The organism is Streptomyces sp. NPDC051320, from assembly GCF_040682175.1.
Classification (GTDB): domain Bacteria; phylum Actinomycetota; class Actinomycetes; order Streptomycetales; family Streptomycetaceae; genus Streptomyces.
On the sequence record NZ_JBFBAL010000009.1, the window covers coordinates 119,831 to 138,608 of the forward strand.

At 69.8% G+C, this 18,778-nt stretch carries 17 protein-coding genes and 1 pseudogene; 11 read left to right on the plus strand and 7 right to left on the minus strand.

Translation table 11 applies throughout. The features are described from left to right. Positions 1-576: 576 nt before the first annotated feature. Positions 577-2,967 carry a DUF3395 domain-containing protein gene (locus AB0M87_RS21000; protein ID WP_365855034.1) on the plus strand — a complete coding sequence of 797 codons (2,391 nt, stop codon included), beginning with the start codon at positions 577-579 and terminating at the stop codon, positions 2,965-2,967. 337 nt (positions 2,968-3,304) lie between these two features. Beyond that, positions 3,305-3,946, plus strand: coding sequence for a methyltransferase domain-containing protein (locus tag AB0M87_RS21005; RefSeq protein WP_365855036.1), 642 nt, complete (start codon positions 3,305-3,307; stop codon positions 3,944-3,946). A 59-nt stretch (positions 3,947-4,005) separates the two neighbouring features. Here AB0M87_RS21005 and AB0M87_RS21010 read toward each other — a convergent pair whose 3' ends face one another. The 4 genes from AB0M87_RS21010 to AB0M87_RS21025 form a co-directional block, all read right to left on the minus strand. Then, on the minus strand, positions 4,006-4,323 hold the full coding sequence (locus AB0M87_RS21010; RefSeq protein ID WP_365855038.1) for a hypothetical protein: 318 nt from the start codon (positions 4,321-4,323) through the stop codon (positions 4,006-4,008). A gap of 234 nt (positions 4,324-4,557) precedes the next feature. Next, a complete protein-coding gene (locus AB0M87_RS21015) occupies positions 4,558-4,881 on the minus strand; it encodes a hypothetical protein (RefSeq protein WP_365855040.1) in 324 nt (107 codons plus the stop codon). Between the two features lie 196 nt (positions 4,882-5,077). Beyond that, positions 5,078-5,806 (minus strand): SDR family oxidoreductase, encoded by a 729-nt coding sequence (locus AB0M87_RS21020; protein ID WP_365855042.1) that lies wholly within the window; start codon positions 5,804-5,806, stop codon positions 5,078-5,080. 20 nt (positions 5,807-5,826) lie between these two features. Beyond that, positions 5,827-6,717: an alpha/beta hydrolase gene (locus tag AB0M87_RS21025; RefSeq protein ID WP_365855044.1), complete on the minus strand. Its 891-nt coding sequence runs from the start codon at positions 6,715-6,717 to the stop codon at positions 5,827-5,829. Positions 6,718-6,826: 109 nt separating this feature from the next. Here AB0M87_RS21025 and AB0M87_RS21030 point away from each other — a divergent pair, with 109 nt between their 5' ends. Genes AB0M87_RS21030 through AB0M87_RS21040 form a run of 3 tightly spaced genes read left to right on the plus strand, consistent with a single transcriptional unit; the run spans position 6,827 to position 8,258 of the window. Next, positions 6,827-7,276 carry a MarR family transcriptional regulator gene (locus tag AB0M87_RS21030; RefSeq protein ID WP_365855046.1) on the plus strand — a complete coding sequence of 150 codons (450 nt, stop codon included), beginning with the start codon at positions 6,827-6,829 and terminating at the stop codon, positions 7,274-7,276. A 47-nt stretch (positions 7,277-7,323) separates the two neighbouring features. Then, on the plus strand, positions 7,324-8,187 hold the full coding sequence (locus AB0M87_RS21035) for an NADP-dependent oxidoreductase (protein ID WP_365855048.1): 864 nt from the start codon (positions 7,324-7,326) through the stop codon (positions 8,185-8,187). Further along, positions 8,127-8,258, plus strand: a complete 132-nt coding sequence (locus AB0M87_RS21040) for a zinc-binding dehydrogenase (protein ID WP_365855050.1) — start codon at positions 8,127-8,129, stop codon at positions 8,256-8,258. The genes AB0M87_RS21035 and AB0M87_RS21040 overlap by 61 nt, the downstream gene beginning before the upstream one ends. A 39-nt stretch (positions 8,259-8,297) precedes the next feature. Here AB0M87_RS21040 and AB0M87_RS21045 read toward each other — a convergent pair whose 3' ends face one another. Then, positions 8,298-9,287, minus strand: coding sequence for a phosphotransferase (locus tag AB0M87_RS21045; RefSeq protein ID WP_365855053.1), 990 nt, complete (start codon positions 9,285-9,287; stop codon positions 8,298-8,300). A 179-nt stretch (positions 9,288-9,466) separates the two neighbouring features. Further along, positions 9,467-9,679 (minus strand): annotated as a pseudogene (locus tag AB0M87_RS21050) (hypothetical protein); the annotation flags it as partial. 247 nt (positions 9,680-9,926) lie between these two features. Between AB0M87_RS21050 and AB0M87_RS21055 the strand changes: the two are divergent. Continuing rightward, positions 9,927-11,471 carry an FMN-binding glutamate synthase family protein gene (locus AB0M87_RS21055; RefSeq protein ID WP_365855055.1) on the plus strand — a complete coding sequence of 515 codons (1,545 nt, stop codon included), beginning with the start codon at positions 9,927-9,929 and terminating at the stop codon, positions 11,469-11,471. Between the two features lie 193 nt (positions 11,472-11,664). Here the strand turns inward: AB0M87_RS21055 and AB0M87_RS21060 are convergent, their stop codons facing one another. Next, positions 11,665-12,051, minus strand: coding sequence for a hypothetical protein (locus AB0M87_RS21060; protein WP_365855057.1), 387 nt, complete (start codon positions 12,049-12,051; stop codon positions 11,665-11,667). Between the two features lie 518 nt (positions 12,052-12,569). On the opposite strand from AB0M87_RS21060, the gene AB0M87_RS21065 reads away from it, so the two are divergent. The 5 genes from AB0M87_RS21065 (at position 12,570) to AB0M87_RS21085 (ending at position 18,725) form a co-directional block, all read left to right on the plus strand. Further along, a complete protein-coding gene (locus AB0M87_RS21065) occupies positions 12,570-13,394 on the plus strand; it encodes an LLM class F420-dependent oxidoreductase (protein WP_365855059.1) in 825 nt (274 codons plus the stop codon). Continuing rightward, a complete protein-coding gene (locus AB0M87_RS21070; protein ID WP_365855061.1) occupies positions 13,394-13,825 on the plus strand; it encodes a TIGR03668 family PPOX class F420-dependent oxidoreductase in 432 nt (143 codons plus the stop codon). The genes AB0M87_RS21065 and AB0M87_RS21070 overlap by 1 nt, the downstream gene beginning before the upstream one ends. 364 nt (positions 13,826-14,189) lie before the next feature. Further along, complete coding sequence (locus AB0M87_RS21075; RefSeq protein WP_365855063.1) at positions 14,190-15,095, plus strand: IclR family transcriptional regulator; 906 nt, start codon at positions 14,190-14,192, stop codon at positions 15,093-15,095. A 250-nt stretch (positions 15,096-15,345) separates the two neighbouring features. Beyond that, entirely contained in the window at positions 15,346-17,733 is a 2,388-nt protein-coding gene (locus tag AB0M87_RS21080) for a hypothetical protein (protein WP_365855065.1), read from the plus strand. Continuing rightward, positions 17,730-18,725: a membrane dipeptidase gene (locus AB0M87_RS21085; protein WP_365855067.1), complete on the plus strand. Its 996-nt coding sequence runs from the start codon at positions 17,730-17,732 to the stop codon at positions 18,723-18,725. Before AB0M87_RS21080 ends, AB0M87_RS21085 begins: the two co-directional genes overlap by 4 nt. Positions 18,726-18,778 lie beyond the last annotated feature (53 nt).

Below are 18,778 nucleotides of genomic sequence, written 5' to 3' on the forward strand. Positions count from 1 at the left end.
CCAACTACCAACAGCACCAGACGACTTCGAACAGTGCTGGTGCTTGCTTACCGGTCGGAACGAAGCCTGTAAACAGACTGCACCGGAATCGTTTCGCTGCACACGAGCCGTTATGACCACCTGGAAGGTCTCCGGGGCCGCAGCCTCCCGCCCGTGCCGATCCGCGCCCGTCCGCACCATCGGTGCGAAGGAAAGATTGAAACGTTCAACCACACCACACATGGCCGAGTGAGGTTGCATGATGAGGGACGGCGCGGGTGAGGCGCAGGTGACCTGGTTCCCTTTGTATTGCGTGAATCGAGACAACTGGTTTAGCCTGTCGCGCAGTTTGAATCGAATCAACGACATGTCTCCGTGAGCTGGCGAGTGTCCGTTGCCAGTGAAGGAGCACGACGAGCACTGGTCGGCTGACTGGCCGACCAGTCCCTTTGCCGAGCGCGTGAGGTGCGGGCCGGGACACTCCACCCGTCCATAGATGTCGCATCAGGCCCCGTGACGAGTACAGAGACAACCGCCGGCACCTCGCCCACATGGCCGAGACGGTGGCCATTCCATTTCTCAGTCAGGGAGCACCGTATGGTCACTCGTAGAACGTTCCTGTCCGGCTCGGCCGCCGCGGCGGTGGTCGGCGTCACTTCGGATCCCGCTGCCGCGGCTCAACCACCGGCCGATGCCGCATCGGTGCGTCCGTTCGACCGCCAGGCCGTCGTGGCCCGCCATCGCGTGGTGCGCGGGAAGCTCGACACGCAGAGCCCCTTGCAGGTCGGCAACGGCGGGTTCGCATTCGGTGTCGACGTCACCGGCCTGCAGACGTTCGTCCCCTTCAACACCATGTCCGACTGGGGATGGCACAGCTTCCCGCTGCCGCCCGGTCAGGAGCCGTCGGACTTCCGCGGCCAGACCTGGGACACTCACGGCCGACCCGTCGCCTACCCCATCCCGAATCCGGACCAGCCCGACCTCTCGTCGTGGCTCTACGCCAACCCTGCTCGTATCAACCTCGGACGTATCGGTCTGAAGTTGACCATGCCCGACGGCCGCGCCGCCGTCGCCGGTGACATCGCGGCAATCCACCAGGAACTGGACCTGTGGACCGGCATAGTCGACAGCCGGTTCGAGATCGCCGGCGAACCGGTACACGTCCGAACCTGCTGCCATCCCGACCACGACACGATCGCTGTGGAAATCGACTCGCCGCTCGTCGCTGCCGAGCGGTTGGCGGTCTTTCTCGACTTCCCGTATGCCGATGGGCAGGAGTTCGCCGCGTATGTCGGCACGTACGGCGCCCCCGGCGCCCACGAGACGACGGCGACGACCCGCGGGCACAACCGCGCCGACATCACGCACCGCCTGGACTCCACCGAGTACCACGCCAGCCTCGCCTGGCAAGGCCACGGGGTCTTCACCGGCCTGGCCTCCACCGCCGGAAAACTCGTCATCCGCAGTGCGCAGTACGGAACCGACGGCCATTGGGCCGACGTCACCGGCAAGCTCGCGCAACTGGTCGCGGACAACTCGCTCATCCTCCTCGTCAACTACCTGAACCTCGGCGACCCGGCGCCCGGCCTGGGGAAGCGTCTGGTGCTCAGCTACACGTACGCGGGCCAGGACCACGACATCGTCGTCCCCGACGACCAGACCCTGGCGATCGGAACAGCGGCCAACCGGCATCGCTACCGTCTCTCCGCCGATGGCCGCACCGATCAGCTGCGGTTCACCTGCACGTTCGCGCCCACGCCGGCCGGATCGGTGCCGACGTCGAGCGCGACCCTCGCGGCGAGCACCCGGGCCTGGCGGCAGTACTGGCTCTCCGGCGGAGCGATCGACCTCTCCGCGAGCACCGACCCGCGCTGGAGGGAACTGGAACGGCGTGTCGTGCTCTCCCAGTACCTGATGCGCGCGAACGAGGCGGGTTCGCTGCCGCCGCAGGAGTCCGGGCTCGTCAACAACGGCTGGAACGGCAAGTTCCACATGGAGATGTACTGGTGGCACGGTGCGCACTGGGCGCTGTGGAACCGATGGCCGATGCTCGATCGCAGCCTGGACGTCTATGAACGCTTCCACCAGTCGGCGCGCGAACGCGCGGAGTCCCAGGGCTTCCGCGGAGCACGCTGGCCGAAGTGCACGGCAGCTGACGGGCGCGAGTCACCGCACGCCATCCACGCCCTGCTGGTGTGGCAGCAGCCGCACCCGATCTTCCTCGCCGAGATGGACTACCGGGCGCATCCCGACGAGAGCACGTTGCGGAAATGGCGCGACATCGTCTTCGACACCGCCGACTTCCTCTCCTCCTGGGCCTTCTGGGACGAAGACACACGCCGCTACATCCTCGGCCCGCCCATGTACATCGTCTCGGAAAACACCGATCCGAAGACCACGCAGAACCCGACGTTCGAGCTGGCCTACTGGCGCTTCGGCCTGCGGGTCGCGCAGCAGTGGCGTGAACGCCTCGGCCTGCACAGCGATCCTGGGTGGCAGCGTGTCCACGACGGGCTCGCGCCGCTGCCGGTGCAGGACGGAACGTACGTCCTGCATGAAGACGTCCAGGACATGTGGACACGGATGAACTACGAGCACCCGGCCCTGATCGGCCCGTACGGCTGGCTGCCTGGTGACGGCGTCGACATACCCACGATGGCCCGCACCGCCGAGAAGGTCTTCACCGGCTGGCAGTTCGACCGAACGTGGGGATGGGACTTCCCGATGCTCGCCATGTGCGCCGCGCGGCTCGGACGCCCCGACGACGCCGTGGACTTCCTGCTGCACCCGGCCGCCGGCTTCCAGTTCGACGACGCCGGCCTGGCGACCGGCGGGCCGTTCCCCTACTTCCCGAGCAATGCCGGGCTGCTGTACGCCATCGCGTTCATGGCAGCCGGCTGGAACGGCGCACCCGACCGGCACGCGCCGGGCTTCCCGGCAGACCAGCGCTGGGTGGTGCGCTTCGAAGGGCTACAGCCGGCCCTATGAGCAGCTCAGGAGTCGCTTGCGGATGGCTTCTGCGCCGGTGAGGCCCCAGTGGACGCCGGCATGTCGAGCCGGTCTCCGGGCCACACTTCGGACGCCCCCACGACGGGAGCCGGTCCACCGATAGAGTCCCTGCGCCGGGACCACCACCCGGCTGACGTTCCAGAGGGAAGCAGGCAGCCGTGTCCGAATTCGATCAGGCCGAGCGGCAGATGTGGGCCGACCGAGCCGAGGCCTTCCGGGACAGCTTCGCCAAACTCTGCGCCCACACAGCTCCCGCCCTGCTCGACGCGGCCGGCGTCGCACCCGGCTGCTCGACGTCGGCACCGGCGGCGGCACCGTGGCCGCGGCCGCCTGCGCCCGCGGCGCCCAGGTGTCCGCTGTCGACGCCGAACCCGGGATGGTCGCCCTGGCCCGGCGCGCCGCACCTGAGGCGGAGGTGACCATCGGGGTGCTGCCCGACCTGCCCTTCGCCCCGGAGACCTTTGATTCGGCGGCCGCGAACTTCGTGATCAATCACGTCGGCGGCCCGGCCGAAGCCGTGGCCGCGCTGCGCGTCGTGACCCGGGCCGGCGGACGTGTCGCCGCGACGATCTGGTGCAGCCCGGCCGGTGCAGGACACGAACTGCTCGGCCGCGCAGTCGCCGAGGCCGGTGCCCCGACGCCCGCCGACCTGCCCCGACTTGCCCCGGCCGACGACTTCCCACGCACCGCCGAAGGCTTCGCCACGTTGTTCAAGGGCGCCGGGCTGACCGACGTGACCTGCACACCGGTCGACTGGGACCACCTCGCGGACCCCGAGGAATGGTGGGGCGGCGTGGAGGCGGGAGTCGGCACGATCGGTCAGACGGTCAGCCGCCAGGAACCCGGGACGATCCGTCGGATCAAGTCCGCCTACGACCGTCTGGTGCCGGAGTACCTCGGTGCGGACGGACGGCTGGTGCTGCGGTATCACGCACTGCTGGCCACCGGCCGCGCCTGACTCGGTACGGCCGGCACGGGCCAAGACGGAGGGGCCCCGGGTCCGGATCCGTGAGTCGCTCAGTGCTCGTTGCCCGCGCGCAGCCAGGCGATGTAGTCGGCGGCGGCGCGTTCGGTGTCGTAGTCGGGCTGGTACCCGGTGTCGTAGTCGGGCTGGTACCCGGTGTCCTGCTGGATACGGGTGATGTCGAGGTAGGTTCGCCGGCCGGCTCCGCCGGTCGGCAGGTCGATGCGGGCGTCGGGGACAACCTCTTGATCGCGGCGATGACCTCGACGTTGTCTGTCGCCCGGCCGGACGCGACGTTGTAGGTGCGGTGGTTGAGCCGGTCTGCGAGCTGGAGGAGCGCGATGGCTCGGCCCGTGTCCTTCACATAGCACAGGTTCCGTTTTGTCAACGCCCTCTGACGGCCGCCCCGATCGGCCCGCGTGCTGTCGGGGGAGCGGACCCACCGCCGGGCCGGCAGGTGGTGCGGCGCGTCGGCCCCCGGTTCGAGGAGGCCGGGCCAACCCCGCACCGCCGTCCTCCGGTGCAGTGGCAGCGCGCCGGGTGGGGGCCGGAGTTCCGCCTGCTGATCCGACGTTTCCGTCACCCGGTGCAGAAGGCACTTCGGCTCAATCGGACACAGGCGCTTCGATACGGAAGCAACTGCCGTTGCGCGAGCCGAGTTGGACATCGACAGAGACCCGCCGGCTGCCGTTCCCGACTGCGAAATCGCTACTGCTCTCAGCGAGTCGGGTGTTGTTCTGCCACCGGTACCGGAAGTACACGTTGAGACGATGACCACCCGACACAAGCGGGATTTCCGTGGTGCCCCACCTTGCTGCATGCTCGCTGCCATCGATTTCGACAACGGGCCTGGTGAAGAGGTGATGGAACCATGCCGCGATGGGCGATGCCGCGACGTTGACGACGAGATGTGCCGCTGGGCCAATCATATTTTCGATTTTAGGACGATGCCCAGCGGACGGTCCCGCCCGCTGCCCGGGTGGGCGAGACGGACATCAGGTTCGGCACCTGCAACGGCATGTGCTCCGTGCTAGTGCTCGTCGACGGGAAGCTCGACCATCTCACCTCCGTCGAAGTCCGCGACGAGGCCGTCCCCGCGGTTCCTGCGTCCGCAACCCGAAATGCTCACGGCCGTGAAAATCCAGCGGCGCTTCGCGCCTCGTCGGGGATGAGACTGGCCTCGGCCTCCCCGGTGCGGATCAGCTCGAGGACCGCACCGGCGACGTCTTCGGCGCTGTGGACGGGGAAGTCCGCTGCCGCGGGAACGATCTGTCCGGCTCCGAGCGTCTGGTGGAACTCGGTGGCGGTGATGAAGGGGTGGATGGTGGACACGACGATGCCATCGGCGGCCAGTTCTCGGCGGGCTACTGCGGAGAGCATGTTCAGGGCGGATTTGCTGGCGGCGTAGGCGCCGAGGCCGGGCAGGACCATGTGGGTGGTGGTGGAACTGACGTTGACGATGCTGCCGGATCCCTGTGCCCGCATGAGGGGGAGTACGGCTTGCATGGCTACCAGCGGGGCGACCACGTTGATCTCCAGGACGGTGCGAAAGTCTCCGGGGTCGACGTCTTCCAGGGGAAGGTGCAGGCCCCGGCCGGCGTTGTTGACCAGGATGTCGATGCGGCCGTAGTGGTCGATGCCTGCCTGAACCGCGGCGTTGACCTGGGCGGCGTCGGTCACGTCGCAGGTCACGGCGATGGCTTGGGGCAGGTCTCGGGCGAGGGCCTCGATCCGCTCGGTCCGGCGGGCGGCCAGTACCAGCCGGGCGCCGACGTCGGCGGCTGCGCGGGCTGTTGCCGCGCCGATGCCGGAGGAGGCGCCGGTGATCAGGATCACCTTGTCGGTGATGTTCATGTGGTGGCTCCTTGTTGTGTTCAGCGGTCGGTGTGTGTGCGCAGGAAGTCGCCTGCGCGGGTGAGGGCGGCGTCGCCTTCGTCGAGGATGGCGGCGAAGGCCTGGAAGACGTGCAGCACGCGGGGCGTGACGTCGAGGACGACCGGGACGTGGTCTGCGGCGGCGCGAGCAGCGAGCCGGACGGCGTCGTCGAGCAGATACTCGTGCGAGCCTGCCTGGATGAGCAGGGGCGGGAGGCCGCTCAGTTCCGCGTGGACGGGGCTGAGCAGCCCGTTGCGCGGGTCGGCACCCTGGAGGTAGTCCCGGGCGCGTGTCCGCAGCGCGGCGGCGTTGATCACCGGGTCGAGACCCGCCTCGGCGGGCAGGTCGGGCACGGTGAGGTCGGCCCAGGGCGAAAGCAGGACCGCGCAGGCGGGCTGCGGCAGGTCCGGGTCCTCACGGACGGCGAGCATGAGGGCGGTGGCCAGGTTGCCGCCTGCCGACTCGCCGAAGACAGCGATCCGTGCGGCGTCCGGCTCGCTTTCCACCAGGGCCCGGTAGGCGGCCAGGGCGTCGTCGAGCGCCGCGGGGTAGGGGTGTTCGGGGGCGAGACGGTAGTCGACCGTCAGGACACGCACGCCTGCCTTGCGGGCCAGGTTGGCCGCCAGGCCCGCCGAGGCTTCCGCCGATCCGACAACGAAGCAGCCGCCGTGGAAGTAGAGGACGACGCCGTTCGCTGTCGCGCCTGGCACCTCAATGGACAGCGCGGGGACACCGCCGAGCGAAGTGGGCTCGATGGTGACGTCGTCGGGGACGGGGTTCGCGGCGACCATCTGGCGGAACCGCTCGCGCTGCTCGGCGACTTCGCCGCCTAGGTCGACGGGGGAGTTGCGCAGGATCTGGGCAACGGTTTCACGCTGTTGCTGGCTCATGGTTGCTTGCCTTCCGACACGGCCGTCACGAGGGTCGTGTGTCTGTGGAACGAGAAGTGCATTAGTGCTAATCGAATTAGAGCTAATGGATATGGCAAGAGGAGACTCCGTGGACCTTCGGCAGGTGTTTGACGACCTGGTGCGTTTCGAGACGGACCTGTGGAACGAGATCGACGCCCGGTTGCGGCGCGATGGCAAGGTGCCGCTGGGCAGCCTGAACGTGATGCTCGTCGTGGAGCGCACGCCGAACTGCCGGGTCAACGACATCGCCGCGGCCCTGTCCATCACGATCGGCGGCGCGAGCCAGGCCGTCGACCGCCTGCAGACGCGGGGCCTGTGCGCGCGGCAGCCCAATCCGAGCGACCGCCGTTCCTCGATCGTGCAACTCACCAGTGCGGGCGCGGAACTGACGCAGTCGGCCGGCCGGCTCTTCGACCAGGAACTCGCCGCGCGACTGGCCGCCCCCTTGTCCCAGTCCGAGCTGGGCCACCTCGCCGCCGCGCTCACCACACTCCGCGCCGCCGGACCCCACCGGGCCGAATCCCAGGACACGCTCTGACGACCGACCACCCCCAGACGACCGACCGCACCCAAGGGAGAACTGGTATGCCTGCCCCGGAGCAACAAGCACGGGCCGTGCGCTTCGACCGCTACGGCGACCGCAGCGTCCTGTACGTCGCCGACGTCCCCACGCCCCGCCCCGCTGCCGGCGAAGTCCTCGTCGAAGTCCGGGCTGCGGGAATCAACCCCGGAGAAACCGCCATTCGCACCGGAGAGTTGCATGACCGGTTCCCCGCGATCTTCCCGTCCGGGCAGGGCAGCGACCTCGCCGGCATCGTGATCGCTGCCGGTGAGGGCGTCACCGATTTCGTGCCCGGAGAGGTGCTGGGCTACTCCTGGCGGCGCTCCAGCCACGCCACCCACGTCGCCGTCCCGGTGGCCCAGTTGATTCGCAAGCCGGAAGCGCTCGGCTGGGCCGCCGCCGGAAGCCTCTACGTCGCGGCCTGCACGGCCTGGGCCGCCGTCGACGCGGTAGCCCCGCAGCCCGGCGAGACCGTCGCCGTTTCAGCCGCGGCCGGGGGAGTGGGCAGCATCGTCGTCCAACTTCTCCGGGTGCGTGGCGCTCACGTCCTGGGCATCGCTTCCACGGCCAATGCGTCCTGGTTGACCGCGCACGGGGCCACCGCCGTCCCCTACGGCGACCGGCTCGCTGCCGACCTCACCGCGGCAGCGCCCCAGGGGATCGACGCCTTCATCGACCTGTTCGGACCCGAGTACTCCACCTCGCCATCGATCTGGGAATCCCGCCGGACCGGATCGAAACGATCATCTCCTTCGAGCAGGCGGCGCGGTTCGGTACCAAGAGCGCGGGCAGCGTGGACGGTTCCAGCCGCGAGGTTCTCACCGCGATGGCCGAACTCGTGGCGAGCGACCGTATCGAGATCCCGATCGCCGCCACCTACCCCCTAGACCGTGCCCGCGACGCCTTCGCCGCCCTCGAAGAGCGGCACACTCGCGGCAAGATCACTCTCATTCCCTGATGCGATCGTTTGGGCGTCACCCGCATCACTGCCGCAGTGCTACCGGACCAGCAGGGCCAGCGCTTCCTTCGCGTTGTGGTCGGCGATTTCCTGCATCAGTGTGCGGTTCGGGAAGTCGCCGTCGAGGAGACGCAGGGGGCCGGCCACCAGTGAGAGACGCATCGCGAGCATGAAGAGTTCGAGCCGCGCCGGATCGAGTCCGGGGCGGGACAAGGCCGAGTACTGCTCGCCGAAACGAAGCTGCAGGAAGACGTGCTCCCACTCGACATCGAAGAACAGCAGGCCCTCGATGTCGATGAGAACGGGGTGCCCGGAGGCATCGATCAGCACGTGGTCGGGTCCGAGTTCGCCGTGGATCAGTCCGTGTTCCGTGCGTGGAGGGACCCGTGCCGCCAGCTCCTGCAGGCGATCCTGCAGGGGGGCCGCGGCTGATCCGATTCCGGGGTCGCGTTCGGCCGCCTCCGCGAGATCCCTGATGGCGCGCTCAAGCACCAGTTGCTCGCACGAAACGCCACTGGCTCTGTCGCCCCGTTCAAGCACGTCCACCCTGCCGTACTGCTGGCTGTGCTGCTGGTGCATCACGTCGAGCATTGCTGCCAGCTCACCCAAGGCATCTGACGCGCGTGCAGGAGCCGCACTCAGGACGGCTTCCAGAGTGCCGCCGGCAACGTCCTCGACCACCGCCACGTCTGCCGGGTAGCGGCGCCGGCTGTCGTCAGCCAGGAGTACCCCCGGAACCCGGACCCCGAGACGGTCCAGTCTGCGCTGAGCAGCCAGAAAGGGGACCAGCCCGGAAGCGGGAGCGAACGGGTGAGCCGCGTCGATGACTTCCGCAGCCGGCCAGAAGTTCTCGGCCTCGGCCCAGCTGTAGACGATCACACTCGCTGATCGTGATCCGTCCATATGAACCCGGTAGACGCCCTTCTTGCTCCCGCCTCGCAACCGTTCCACTCCGACAACCGCGGCTCCCGCCGCCAGCGCCTCGTGCACGATCCCCGACAAGTTTTCGGTCTCCGTGGGCCTACGCATCCGCCGACCCTATCCGCGGCCCGTCAGCGCGCCGCCGGGCCGAGCCCCTTCCAGCGAACTACGGCGCTCTGTGACCACCGAGTGGGCATGGGCCTGCTGATCACGGGCCGCATCGACCCGCCCCGCGTCGGGGCTGCCACAGAAACTGGCCGGCGCGACGTCCCCTACGCTCTCGTCGATCAGGGCGGCGCGTCCATCGACGCCGTCGCGGCCGGGGTGTGCGACCTCGTACTCGGCGGTGTGGTGCAGTGCCGGGCGACGGCGACGGCGAAGTCCCGCGCCAGGGGTGAGAGGAAGTCCCAGCGGCGTACCGCCCAGCCGGCGGTGAGGACCGGCAGAGCGGGGATCGGGATGAGGCGCAGGTCCGGATGTCCGCTGCTGTGCCAGCCGGGTTCATCCTCAGCGTGCGCAGCCTGATCCGAGCCTGTTCCGACGGGCGTGGACCACCCACCGCTCAGGCGACTGACAGACCCGACGACCCTGATCGCAGGCCTGTCCGCGCGGCCTTCTACTATCGAATGCCGCGTTCTCCGACGGAAGCCGGCGCCCGCCTGGTCGTGCCCGCCGCCCAACGCCCGACACGACACCACGACGTCCACCGCATGGCGATGGAGTCGAGCACCGAGGAGAGGAACGTTCATGCGTGCCCGGAGCATCGCAGCGGCCACCGCGACAGCATTGGCGCTGGTGGCAGCCCGCGACCTCGTTCAGAAGAAGCACGCATTGCTCCGGAACTTCCCGGTGATCGGGCACGCACGGTACCTGTTGGAGACGATCGGGCCTGAGCTGCGGCAGTACATCGTGACCTCCAACGACGAGGAGCGCCCGTTCAGTCGCGACCAGCGCACCTGGATCTATGCGTCATCGAAGGAGGAGAACAACTACTTCGGGTTCGGTACCGACAATGACGTCGAGCACATACAGGGGCACGCGTACCTGAAGCAGCGCACCTTCGCCGGCACGCTGCCCGACACGCACGACCCGCAGGCCCCACTGCCGTCAGCCAAGGTGCTTGGCGGGCCACGCGGGCGCGCCAAGGCGTTCCGGCCGGCGAGCGTGGTGAACATCTCGGCGATGAGTTTCGGATCGCTCTCCGGCGCGGCGATCACGGCGCTCAACAAGGGGGCGGCGCTGGCGGGCACGATGCAGAACACGGGAGAGGGCGGCCTCTCGCCGTACCACCGCAACGGCGGGGACCTCATCCTTCAGCTCGGTACGGCGTACTTCGGCTGCCGCGACGCGGACGGCAGCTTCAGCATCGACAAGCTCAAGGATGTGGTCGCCGGCGCCCCGGTCAAGGCGATAGAGATAAAGCTCTCCCAGGGCGCCAAGCCTGGGCTGGGCGGGATGCTGCCGGGCGAGAAGGTGACCCCGGAGATCGCCGAGATCCGCGGCATCCCGGTCGGCAAGGACTGCGCCTCCCCGTCACGGCACACCGCGTTCAACGACGTCGACTCGATGCTCGACTTCGTCGAACTGCTCGCCACCGAGACCGGTCTGCCGGTCGGGGTCAAGAGCGCGGTGGGAGAGATGGGCTTCTGGCAGGAGCTGGCCACGCTGATGGCGCGTGGTGACCGTGGTGTCGACTTCGTGACCATCGACGGCGGCGAGGGCGGCACCGGGGCGGCGCCGCTGACCTTCGCCGACTCGGTATCCCTGCCGTTCCGGATGGGCTTCTCCCGGGTCTACGGCACCTTCGCCGAGCTTGGACTGACCGACGACCTGACCTTCATCTGCTCCGGCAAGCTCGGCCTGCCCGAGAACGCCGCGGTCGCCTTCGCACTGGGCGCAGACATGATCAACGTGGCTCGTGAGGCGATGCTGTCGATCGGCTGCATCCAGGCGCAGAAATGCCACACCGACAAGTGCCCCACCGGCATTGCCACCCAGAACCCGCGGCTGGCCCGCGGCATCGACCCGACCTCGAAGGCCGCCCGGGCCGCTGTCTACCTGCGCACCCTGCGCAAGGAGCTGCTGAGGATCTCGGGTGCCGTCGGCGTCGCCCACCCGGCACTCATCACAGCGTCCGACATCGAGATCATGAACGGCGACTACGACGCCCGCACCCTGCGCGGCGTCTACGGCTACAAGGACGGCTGGGGCGAGCTCGGCCCGCACCTCGCCGATGAGATCACCACCCTGCTCGCCACCAAGCCGGCCTCTGCGCAGGAGCCGGCCGCCTGACGCGCCGACAGAGATGAGCACGGCGCGCACTGTGGGCATGGCTGGTCTCTTTCGGTTCGGAACCCGCACCTCCTTGATGCGGATAGACCGTCATTCTTGCCAGCGTGGGCGGTCCAGGACGATTACTTCCCAGGTAAGCGTGCGGCCCGCTTATCGAGCAGGGGGCGAACGCCCCGGCGTGGTGTGCGGGAACTCACTCGCAATTGGTGTAGCCGGCGTTTTCGCACTGGCCGCGCCGCCAGTCGTCCAGGGTGGACTGCTCACTGCCCGGTGTGGACGTTCTCGTCCCTTCCCGGCCGGTCAGCGACGGCGCCGGACTGGTCGGCGTATCGGTCGGCGCCGGGCGGGTCGTGCGGCTCGGCGTCGGTGCGGCCGTCAGGGTCGGTGCCGGTGTCCGCTCGGTCTTCCGCTTCGCCTTGGAAGGTGTCTGCTCAGGACTGGACGGCTTCTGCTCCGTCGGGGCTGATGTGGTGCTGCCGGGCGGCGAACGCCGCGGCGTCCGGTGCTCGCCGCCGCCGCAGGCGGCCCCTCCCAGGACCAGCGCTGCGACCAGAACCGAGGCAGCGACTGCGTTTCGCATGACTCAGCTCCTCGCGTGTGACGCCGAACATTGTCCCCAGCGTCACACGCGAGGACTCGACATGCGACCGCAGCGTGCGCATACGGCGAGCCATCTGACTTCGCGATCTCGCCCCGGGCCTGGGCAGGGGACGACTGCGGTCGCCTGCCCGACGCGGCCGGCGTCGCCCCGGCACGGTCCACCTCGTAGGCCCCGAGGAAGGGTGGGGCGGCGTGACGGCGGGAGACGGCCTTGATCGGTCGGACCGTCAGCCCGCCGGAAACGGGGGACGATTCGTCGGATCAGTCTGCCTACGACCCCCTTGTGCCGGAGTACCTCTGCGCGGACGGCGGACGGCGGATGGCGCCGCGCTGCGCCGCCTGGGCGCCGACGACGCCCCTGAACCGGCGCGCCGCGCCTTTGCTGTCCTTCACCGGCGCCGACAATGGGCAGCGGGCCGCGCAACCGGCAGGCCCCGGACACGCGCGACCGGACCGGTGGGCCGGAGCCCGGCGCGAAACCATCGACGAAGGAGCCGTATGAAGTTCGGGATCTCCACCTTTATCACCGACCTGAGCATCAGGCCGGCTCCCCTCGGGCGAGCTATCGAGGAGCGCGGTTTCGACTCGCTGTTCATCGCTGAGCACAGCCACATCCCGGTCGACCGCCGCTCGCCCTACCCTGGCGGTGGTGACCTGCCGGACATTTACTACCGCACGCTCGACCCCTTCGTGGCGCTGAGCGCCGTCGCCACCGTCACCGAGCGTCTGCTGGTGGGCACCGGTATCGCCCTGATCCCGCAGCGCGACCCGATTCACACCGCCAAAGGGATCGCCTCGCTCGACCTTGTCTCCGAAGGCCGGGCCGTCTTCGGTGTGGGCGTCGGCTGGAACCGGGAGGAAATGGCCAACCACGGTACTGACGCCTCCACCCGGGGCCGGCTCGCCGACGAGCGGCTGCGCGCGATCGTCGAGCTGTGGACCAAGGAGAAGGCCGAGTTCCACGGCGAGTTCGTCGATTTCGACCCCGTCTACTCCTGGCCCAAGCCCGTACAGCAGCCGCACCCACCGATTTACGTCGGCGGCGGCAGGGGTTCCTTCCCCAGGGTCGCCGAACTCGGCGACGCCTGGCTGGCGAACAGCGTCCCGCCCGAGAAACTGCGACCGCAGATCGAAGAGGTACGTGCCGCAGCGGGCCGCGACGTCCCGGTGACCGTCTACGCGGTGCTCGACACTCCGGAAACGATCGAGGGGTACGCGAAACTCGACGTGGAACGGGTGCTGTTCTACCTGCCGTCCGATCCGGAGCCCGCCGCCCTGGCACAGCTCGACCGGCTCGCCGAGGTCGCGGCGCGCTTCCGCTGATGCCCCGCCTGTCCTCGGCCGAGGCGCGTGAGCGGTTCGCGGCTTCCAGGGTGGCCCGCCTGGCGACCGCCGACGCCGCGGGACGCCCGCACCTGGTGCCGGTGGTCTTCGCGGTGACGGGCACCACACTGGTCATGGCCGTCGACCACAAGCCCAAGCGCTCGACCCGTCTCAAACGGCTGGCCAACATCCGCGTCAACCCCGAGGTCTGCCTGCTCACCGACTGCTACCGGGAGGACTGGGACCAGCTGTGGTGGGCCCGCGCGGACGGGCAGGCCCGTGTACTGGCACCCGCCGGACGGTCCACCGATGCGGGGCGCTACGCGGCACTGCTCACCGAGAAGTACCCACAGCAGTACGCGGAGCGGCCACCGGCCGGCGAGGTCGTGGAGGTCCACGTCGCGCGCTGGACGGGATGGCGGGCGACGTAGCCGGTAACACAGGTGAGCGGGCGGGCCGGACTGCAGTACACCAGCCCCCGACCGTCGTGCGACGGCCACCTCGCCGCGCACGTTCTCCGGGCCGGGGAGCAGGATGCGGGCGAAACGCCGGCGGACGCTCGCCGGTATCGGCGTTGCTGATCACCGTGGGCCTGACCGGGGCCGGTACCGCGGAGGCAAGCCTCCTGCCCTGGGGCACGGTGCTGGAAGATTTCCCGTAGGCCGACGCCCACGCCGAGCCCTGGAGCTGGCACGCACGCACGAATCCGCGCCTTCCAAAAGCTTGCCCGCAGACACTTGCCGTGCCGCCGGCTGCCGCCTAAGGTGCACGCGTCTCCGATAGAAGGACGGCGTCATGAATAGTGTGACAGGCGGGAACGCCTTCTCCAGATCGAGCGCCGTGCCGCAGCCGGGAAGGTCGGACACCGTCGGCCCGACCACGGACCCCGGTCCCGTCACGTGCCCAGGTCCGACCGCGGGTACCGAAGCACGGCGGGGTACCGTCGGGTCCGATCGGCCCGCCACCCGCCCGCTGGGCACGGTACTCAAGGCACTCGCCCTGCTCGACAGTCTCGCGGACACCAACGAGCCCGTCCGCAGCGCCGTTCTCGCCCGGGCCCTCGGCACCACCCGCGCCGAGGCACACCGTCACCTCATCACCCTGGAGGCGGCGGGCTGGATGGAGCGACTCCCCGACGGCGCCTACCGGCTCACCCTGCGTCCCGCACGCCTCGGCCATGCCGCGCTGCGCCAGGCCGGCGTGGGAGAGCGCACCGCGCCCCTCCTGGAACGAGCAGCTCACGCCGCGGGCGAGGTCGTCAGCATCGCCGTACTCGACAGCGACACGAGCCGCGTCGTGCAGCGGGCCGAACCCGGGCGCTCGCTGCACGCCACGCTGTTCCTCGGCGACCGGTTGAGCCTGCACAGCAGCGCGTCAGGCCGTCTGCTCATGGCGTTCGCGACGGCGGACGTCATCGAGCCGCTGCGCCTGGACGGGGTCCCGCTGCCGGCCGAGGAGGACCTGTCCACCGTCCGGGCCACCGGCTGGGCGACCTCTACCGACGACGATGACGACGGCATCGCGGCTCTCGCCATCCCTTTGCGCCGGTACGACGGCCCGGTGGTGGCCGCGCTCAGCGTCCACGGTCCGCGGGAACGGTTCGCTGTCACCGAGGCGCTCGCGGCCCTGCGTCCGGCGGCCCACGGCATCGAGCAGCTCCTGCGGCTCGACACCGGCGCGGGGCTCAGGCTCCGAGCCTGACACTGCCGAGAACCATCCGGCTGCCGCAACCGGGCCCCGGCGACGGCTGGACCTCCACCGCACCCTCATCCCCTGGCTCCCAGGGGTTCCTTCGGGATACCCGGAAACGCCACGGCCCTGCCCGTGCACTCGCCAGTACCGCCGGACGCGACGGAGACAGTCGCTGCGGAGACAGTCGCTCGGGGACGGACGAGGTCCCGCAGCGAAACAAACGAAAACGGACACACGCACTACGTCGACAGGACGGCACATGAACACATCGACTTCCCCCGCCGGGCCCGCTCGCGCCCTCACGGGCCGCACCCCCGAGCGCCTTCTGCGCCCCGAGCGGCTCGCGGTGCTGCCTCCGACCCGGCTCAGCGCCGGCCGGGCCCTGGTGAACCGCATGATCGGTGAGGGGTGGACCATCTCCTGCCCGGAATTCGACGTCGACGCCCGGGCACGGGGCCGGGTGCGCTACCGGGTTCACACGCCGAAGGGCCCCCTCGACTTCGTCGCGTTCTCCTTCGAGCCCAAGCTGACGGGCCGCACCAGCCGCATCGTCGGCACCGACTGGGACATGACGGGCGCCCTCTTCGACGGCACGGCCAGCGAAGCGGTCCTCGAACGCACCCGCCACGAGATACCCAAGCTGTACGGCGGGCGCGCCACCCCCGACGCCCTCATCTGGTGCCGCTCCAACCGCAGTCTGCGCCTGTTCGAGCACGTCGTGGACGCCCTTGCCGACGGCCGGGCCCCGGACGCGGACCGGCTCTGGGACGTCGGCTACCTCATGCGCAATACCGGGCTCGACGGCAACGGGACCTTCGGTACCCGCTCCTTCCTCGCGCTGCCCGATGACCACCCGCTGAGCGCCCCCCTGCACGCGCAGATGCTGGCCGCCTACCTCATGCGGGAGTTCGCCGTCGACCTCGCCGAACACCTGGCCCGCCACCGCGCCGCCGAGCGCGGCACGCCCGGGCGTGCCGCGCGGCTCGACCCGCGCTTGCGCCGCAGCCTCGGTCTCGGCAACGCGTCTGCCCTCGGTCTCGTCTTCTTCGCCAACAACCATCCCCGGCTGATCGACCGCTGGCTCTGCCTCCGGGAAGAGGCGCTCGCCGCGGCCCTCACCGCCCGGCGGGGTGCGGGCCACCTCGCCGCCATCGGCGAACTCATCGCGCGCACAGCCCGGTTCCACGAGCAGGACACCACCGTCTACGGGGTCTTCGAGGCACCGGACAAGCTCGCTTCCGCTCTGCGCACCGCGCTCTCCCTGCTGGAGGAACTGCCGGACCCCACCGCACCGGACGCGTTGGCGCACCTTTGGCAGCGGTGGAACGAAACGCTCGACGAACCGGCGGTGGAAAGCCTCGCCGGCATCCTCATCGACAGCGTCCCCGACCTCACCGACGCACTGGTCGACCGTCAGCGCGTCGACGAAAATCTGCGCGGGCGGCCCGAGGAGCCCGTGGCCCGACTGCTGGCCACCCTGGAGGAGGAGTATTCCTGGGCGCTGGAAATGGACCTCACCACGGAAGCCTCCCGGCGTCATGTCTGGTACAAGTCGGCGGCAGCGGAGGAACCGCGCCGCGGCCCGCGCACGGAGGTGCCCGACGGGGCCGACTGGGGACTCAACGTTCCCCGGGCCGTGCAATCCCTCGCCGCCGCACTGCGCGAGACGCGACCGCAGGATACGGTCGGCGTCTTCTGCGCGCGCCGGCCCGAGCACCGCGACACTGTGGTGCGGGTCCAGGCGCTGGCCGGAACCCTGCTGCACAGCCCGCACATGAACATCTCCGACGCGGCCTTCATGCCCGTGCACCTCGTGCGTTTCGTCAACTCCGCGGTGCACGGCCTCGACAAGACCGCGGACTCCGCCGACCGCAACGTGCTCGGTCTCCTTTTCCACGGGGCTCCCGGCCGTGAGGAACTCGGCACCGGGGTGCACGCGGACTGGACCCTGCCCGTCCGGCCGGTACCCGAGGCACCCGCCCGGCTGGAGACCGGGAACGAGGACACCGGAGAGCTGCGCGTCTCGGTCCGGGAACTGCGGCTCATGACGGAACGCGTCCTCATGACCACCACGCTGCCCGCCGGTTCGGTGGGCGCCGCCCGCGAGATCGTCGCCGACGCGCAGATCCACCACAGCGACGGGCTCGCCGGCCTCCTCGCAGACCTCCCGGCCCTGCGCGACCCGGCCGCCCGCCCGCATCTCGCGCTCGCCCCCGACCTGTTGGACCTCGCCGTCGCACGCGCCCTGGGCGGGGAGACCCACTCCGTCGGCGTGCCCGGGCCCCGGCCCTCCTGGGCCCTCGCCGCGCTGCCGATCGCCGCCCGACGCCGCGGAGTACGTCTCACGATCACCGACGAGGCCCTCACGGCTGACGCGGACCCGGACCCGGCACCCGGGCCCGAGGCAACCGGGCTCGAGGCACCCGGGCTCGAGGCACCCGAAGAGCACGCGCTGCGCGAAGGGCTCCCGGTGCCACTCGACCTCTGGCAACGAGTGGTGGCCGAGGCGGACTCCGCCCTGACCCCGGACAGCCCTCTGTCCCGTACGCACGCCGGTGATTCCGTCTTCGGGCCCGACGGCGAGATCCTGGCCGAAGTCGGTGAGGACGAGATCGAGTTCCCCACCGCCTTGGAGGTCACCGCATGAGCGCGCCGACACCTCTGCTGATCGACGGCCTCCAATGCGGACCGTACGATCGTACGGTCTTCGAGCAGCTCCGGGCCGGCGGGGTGACCTGCGCGACCGCGACCATAGCGTTCTGGGAGGACGCCGTGGAGTCGATGGACGCGCTGGTGCGCTGGCACGATCTGATCGACGCCAACTCCGACCTCGTGGTGCAGGCCACGACCGCTGCCGATATCGAACAGGCCCGCGCCGACGGGCGCACCGCCATCCTGCTCGGCGCCCAGAACGCCAGCCCGCTCCAGAGCCGGCTCGGCTTCGTCCGCCTTTTCCACAACATGGGCCTGCGGGTCATGCAGCTGACGTACAACAACAACAACGAGTTCGGCGGCTCCTGCTACGAGGAGACCGACCCCGGCCTGGGGCGCTTCGGCCGCGAGATCGTCACGGAGATGAACGCCGTGGGCATCCTCGTCGATCTCTCCCACTGCGGGGAGCGGACCCGGCGCGAGGCGATCGAGCACGCCACGCTGCCTGTCGCCGTCACGCACGCAAACCCGCGTTCGCTCTACGACCACCCCCGCAATGTCGGCGACGACACCCTGCGGGCACTGGCCGAACGGGGCGGGGTCCTCGGCCTCGCCACATACCACTCCATCTCGGGTAAGTACGCAGCCACACTGGACGACTGGTGCCGCATGGTCACCGAGACCGTCGAGTTGATGGGCGTGGACCACGTCGCGATCGGCACTGACCTCAGCCCCAAGGCGGGCCCGGCGGAGTTCGACTGGATGCGGCGCGGACGGTGGACGCGGGCAGAACAGCGTGGAGCCGACCTGGGTGCCGGCGCCCCGCCCGAGGTGACGGGCCCCACCGAGTGGCTCGCCGACGCCTCGGGACTCGCCGCCGTCGCCGGACACCTGACAGCCCGTTTCGGTTTCGCACCGGAGGAGGCGGAAGCCGTCACCGGCGGCAACTGGCTGCGGCTCTACCGCACGGTGTTCGCCGGCACGTGATCGATCCGTCCGGGCGGTCCGTGGCCACGGACCGCCCGGTGTCCTGCCCGACC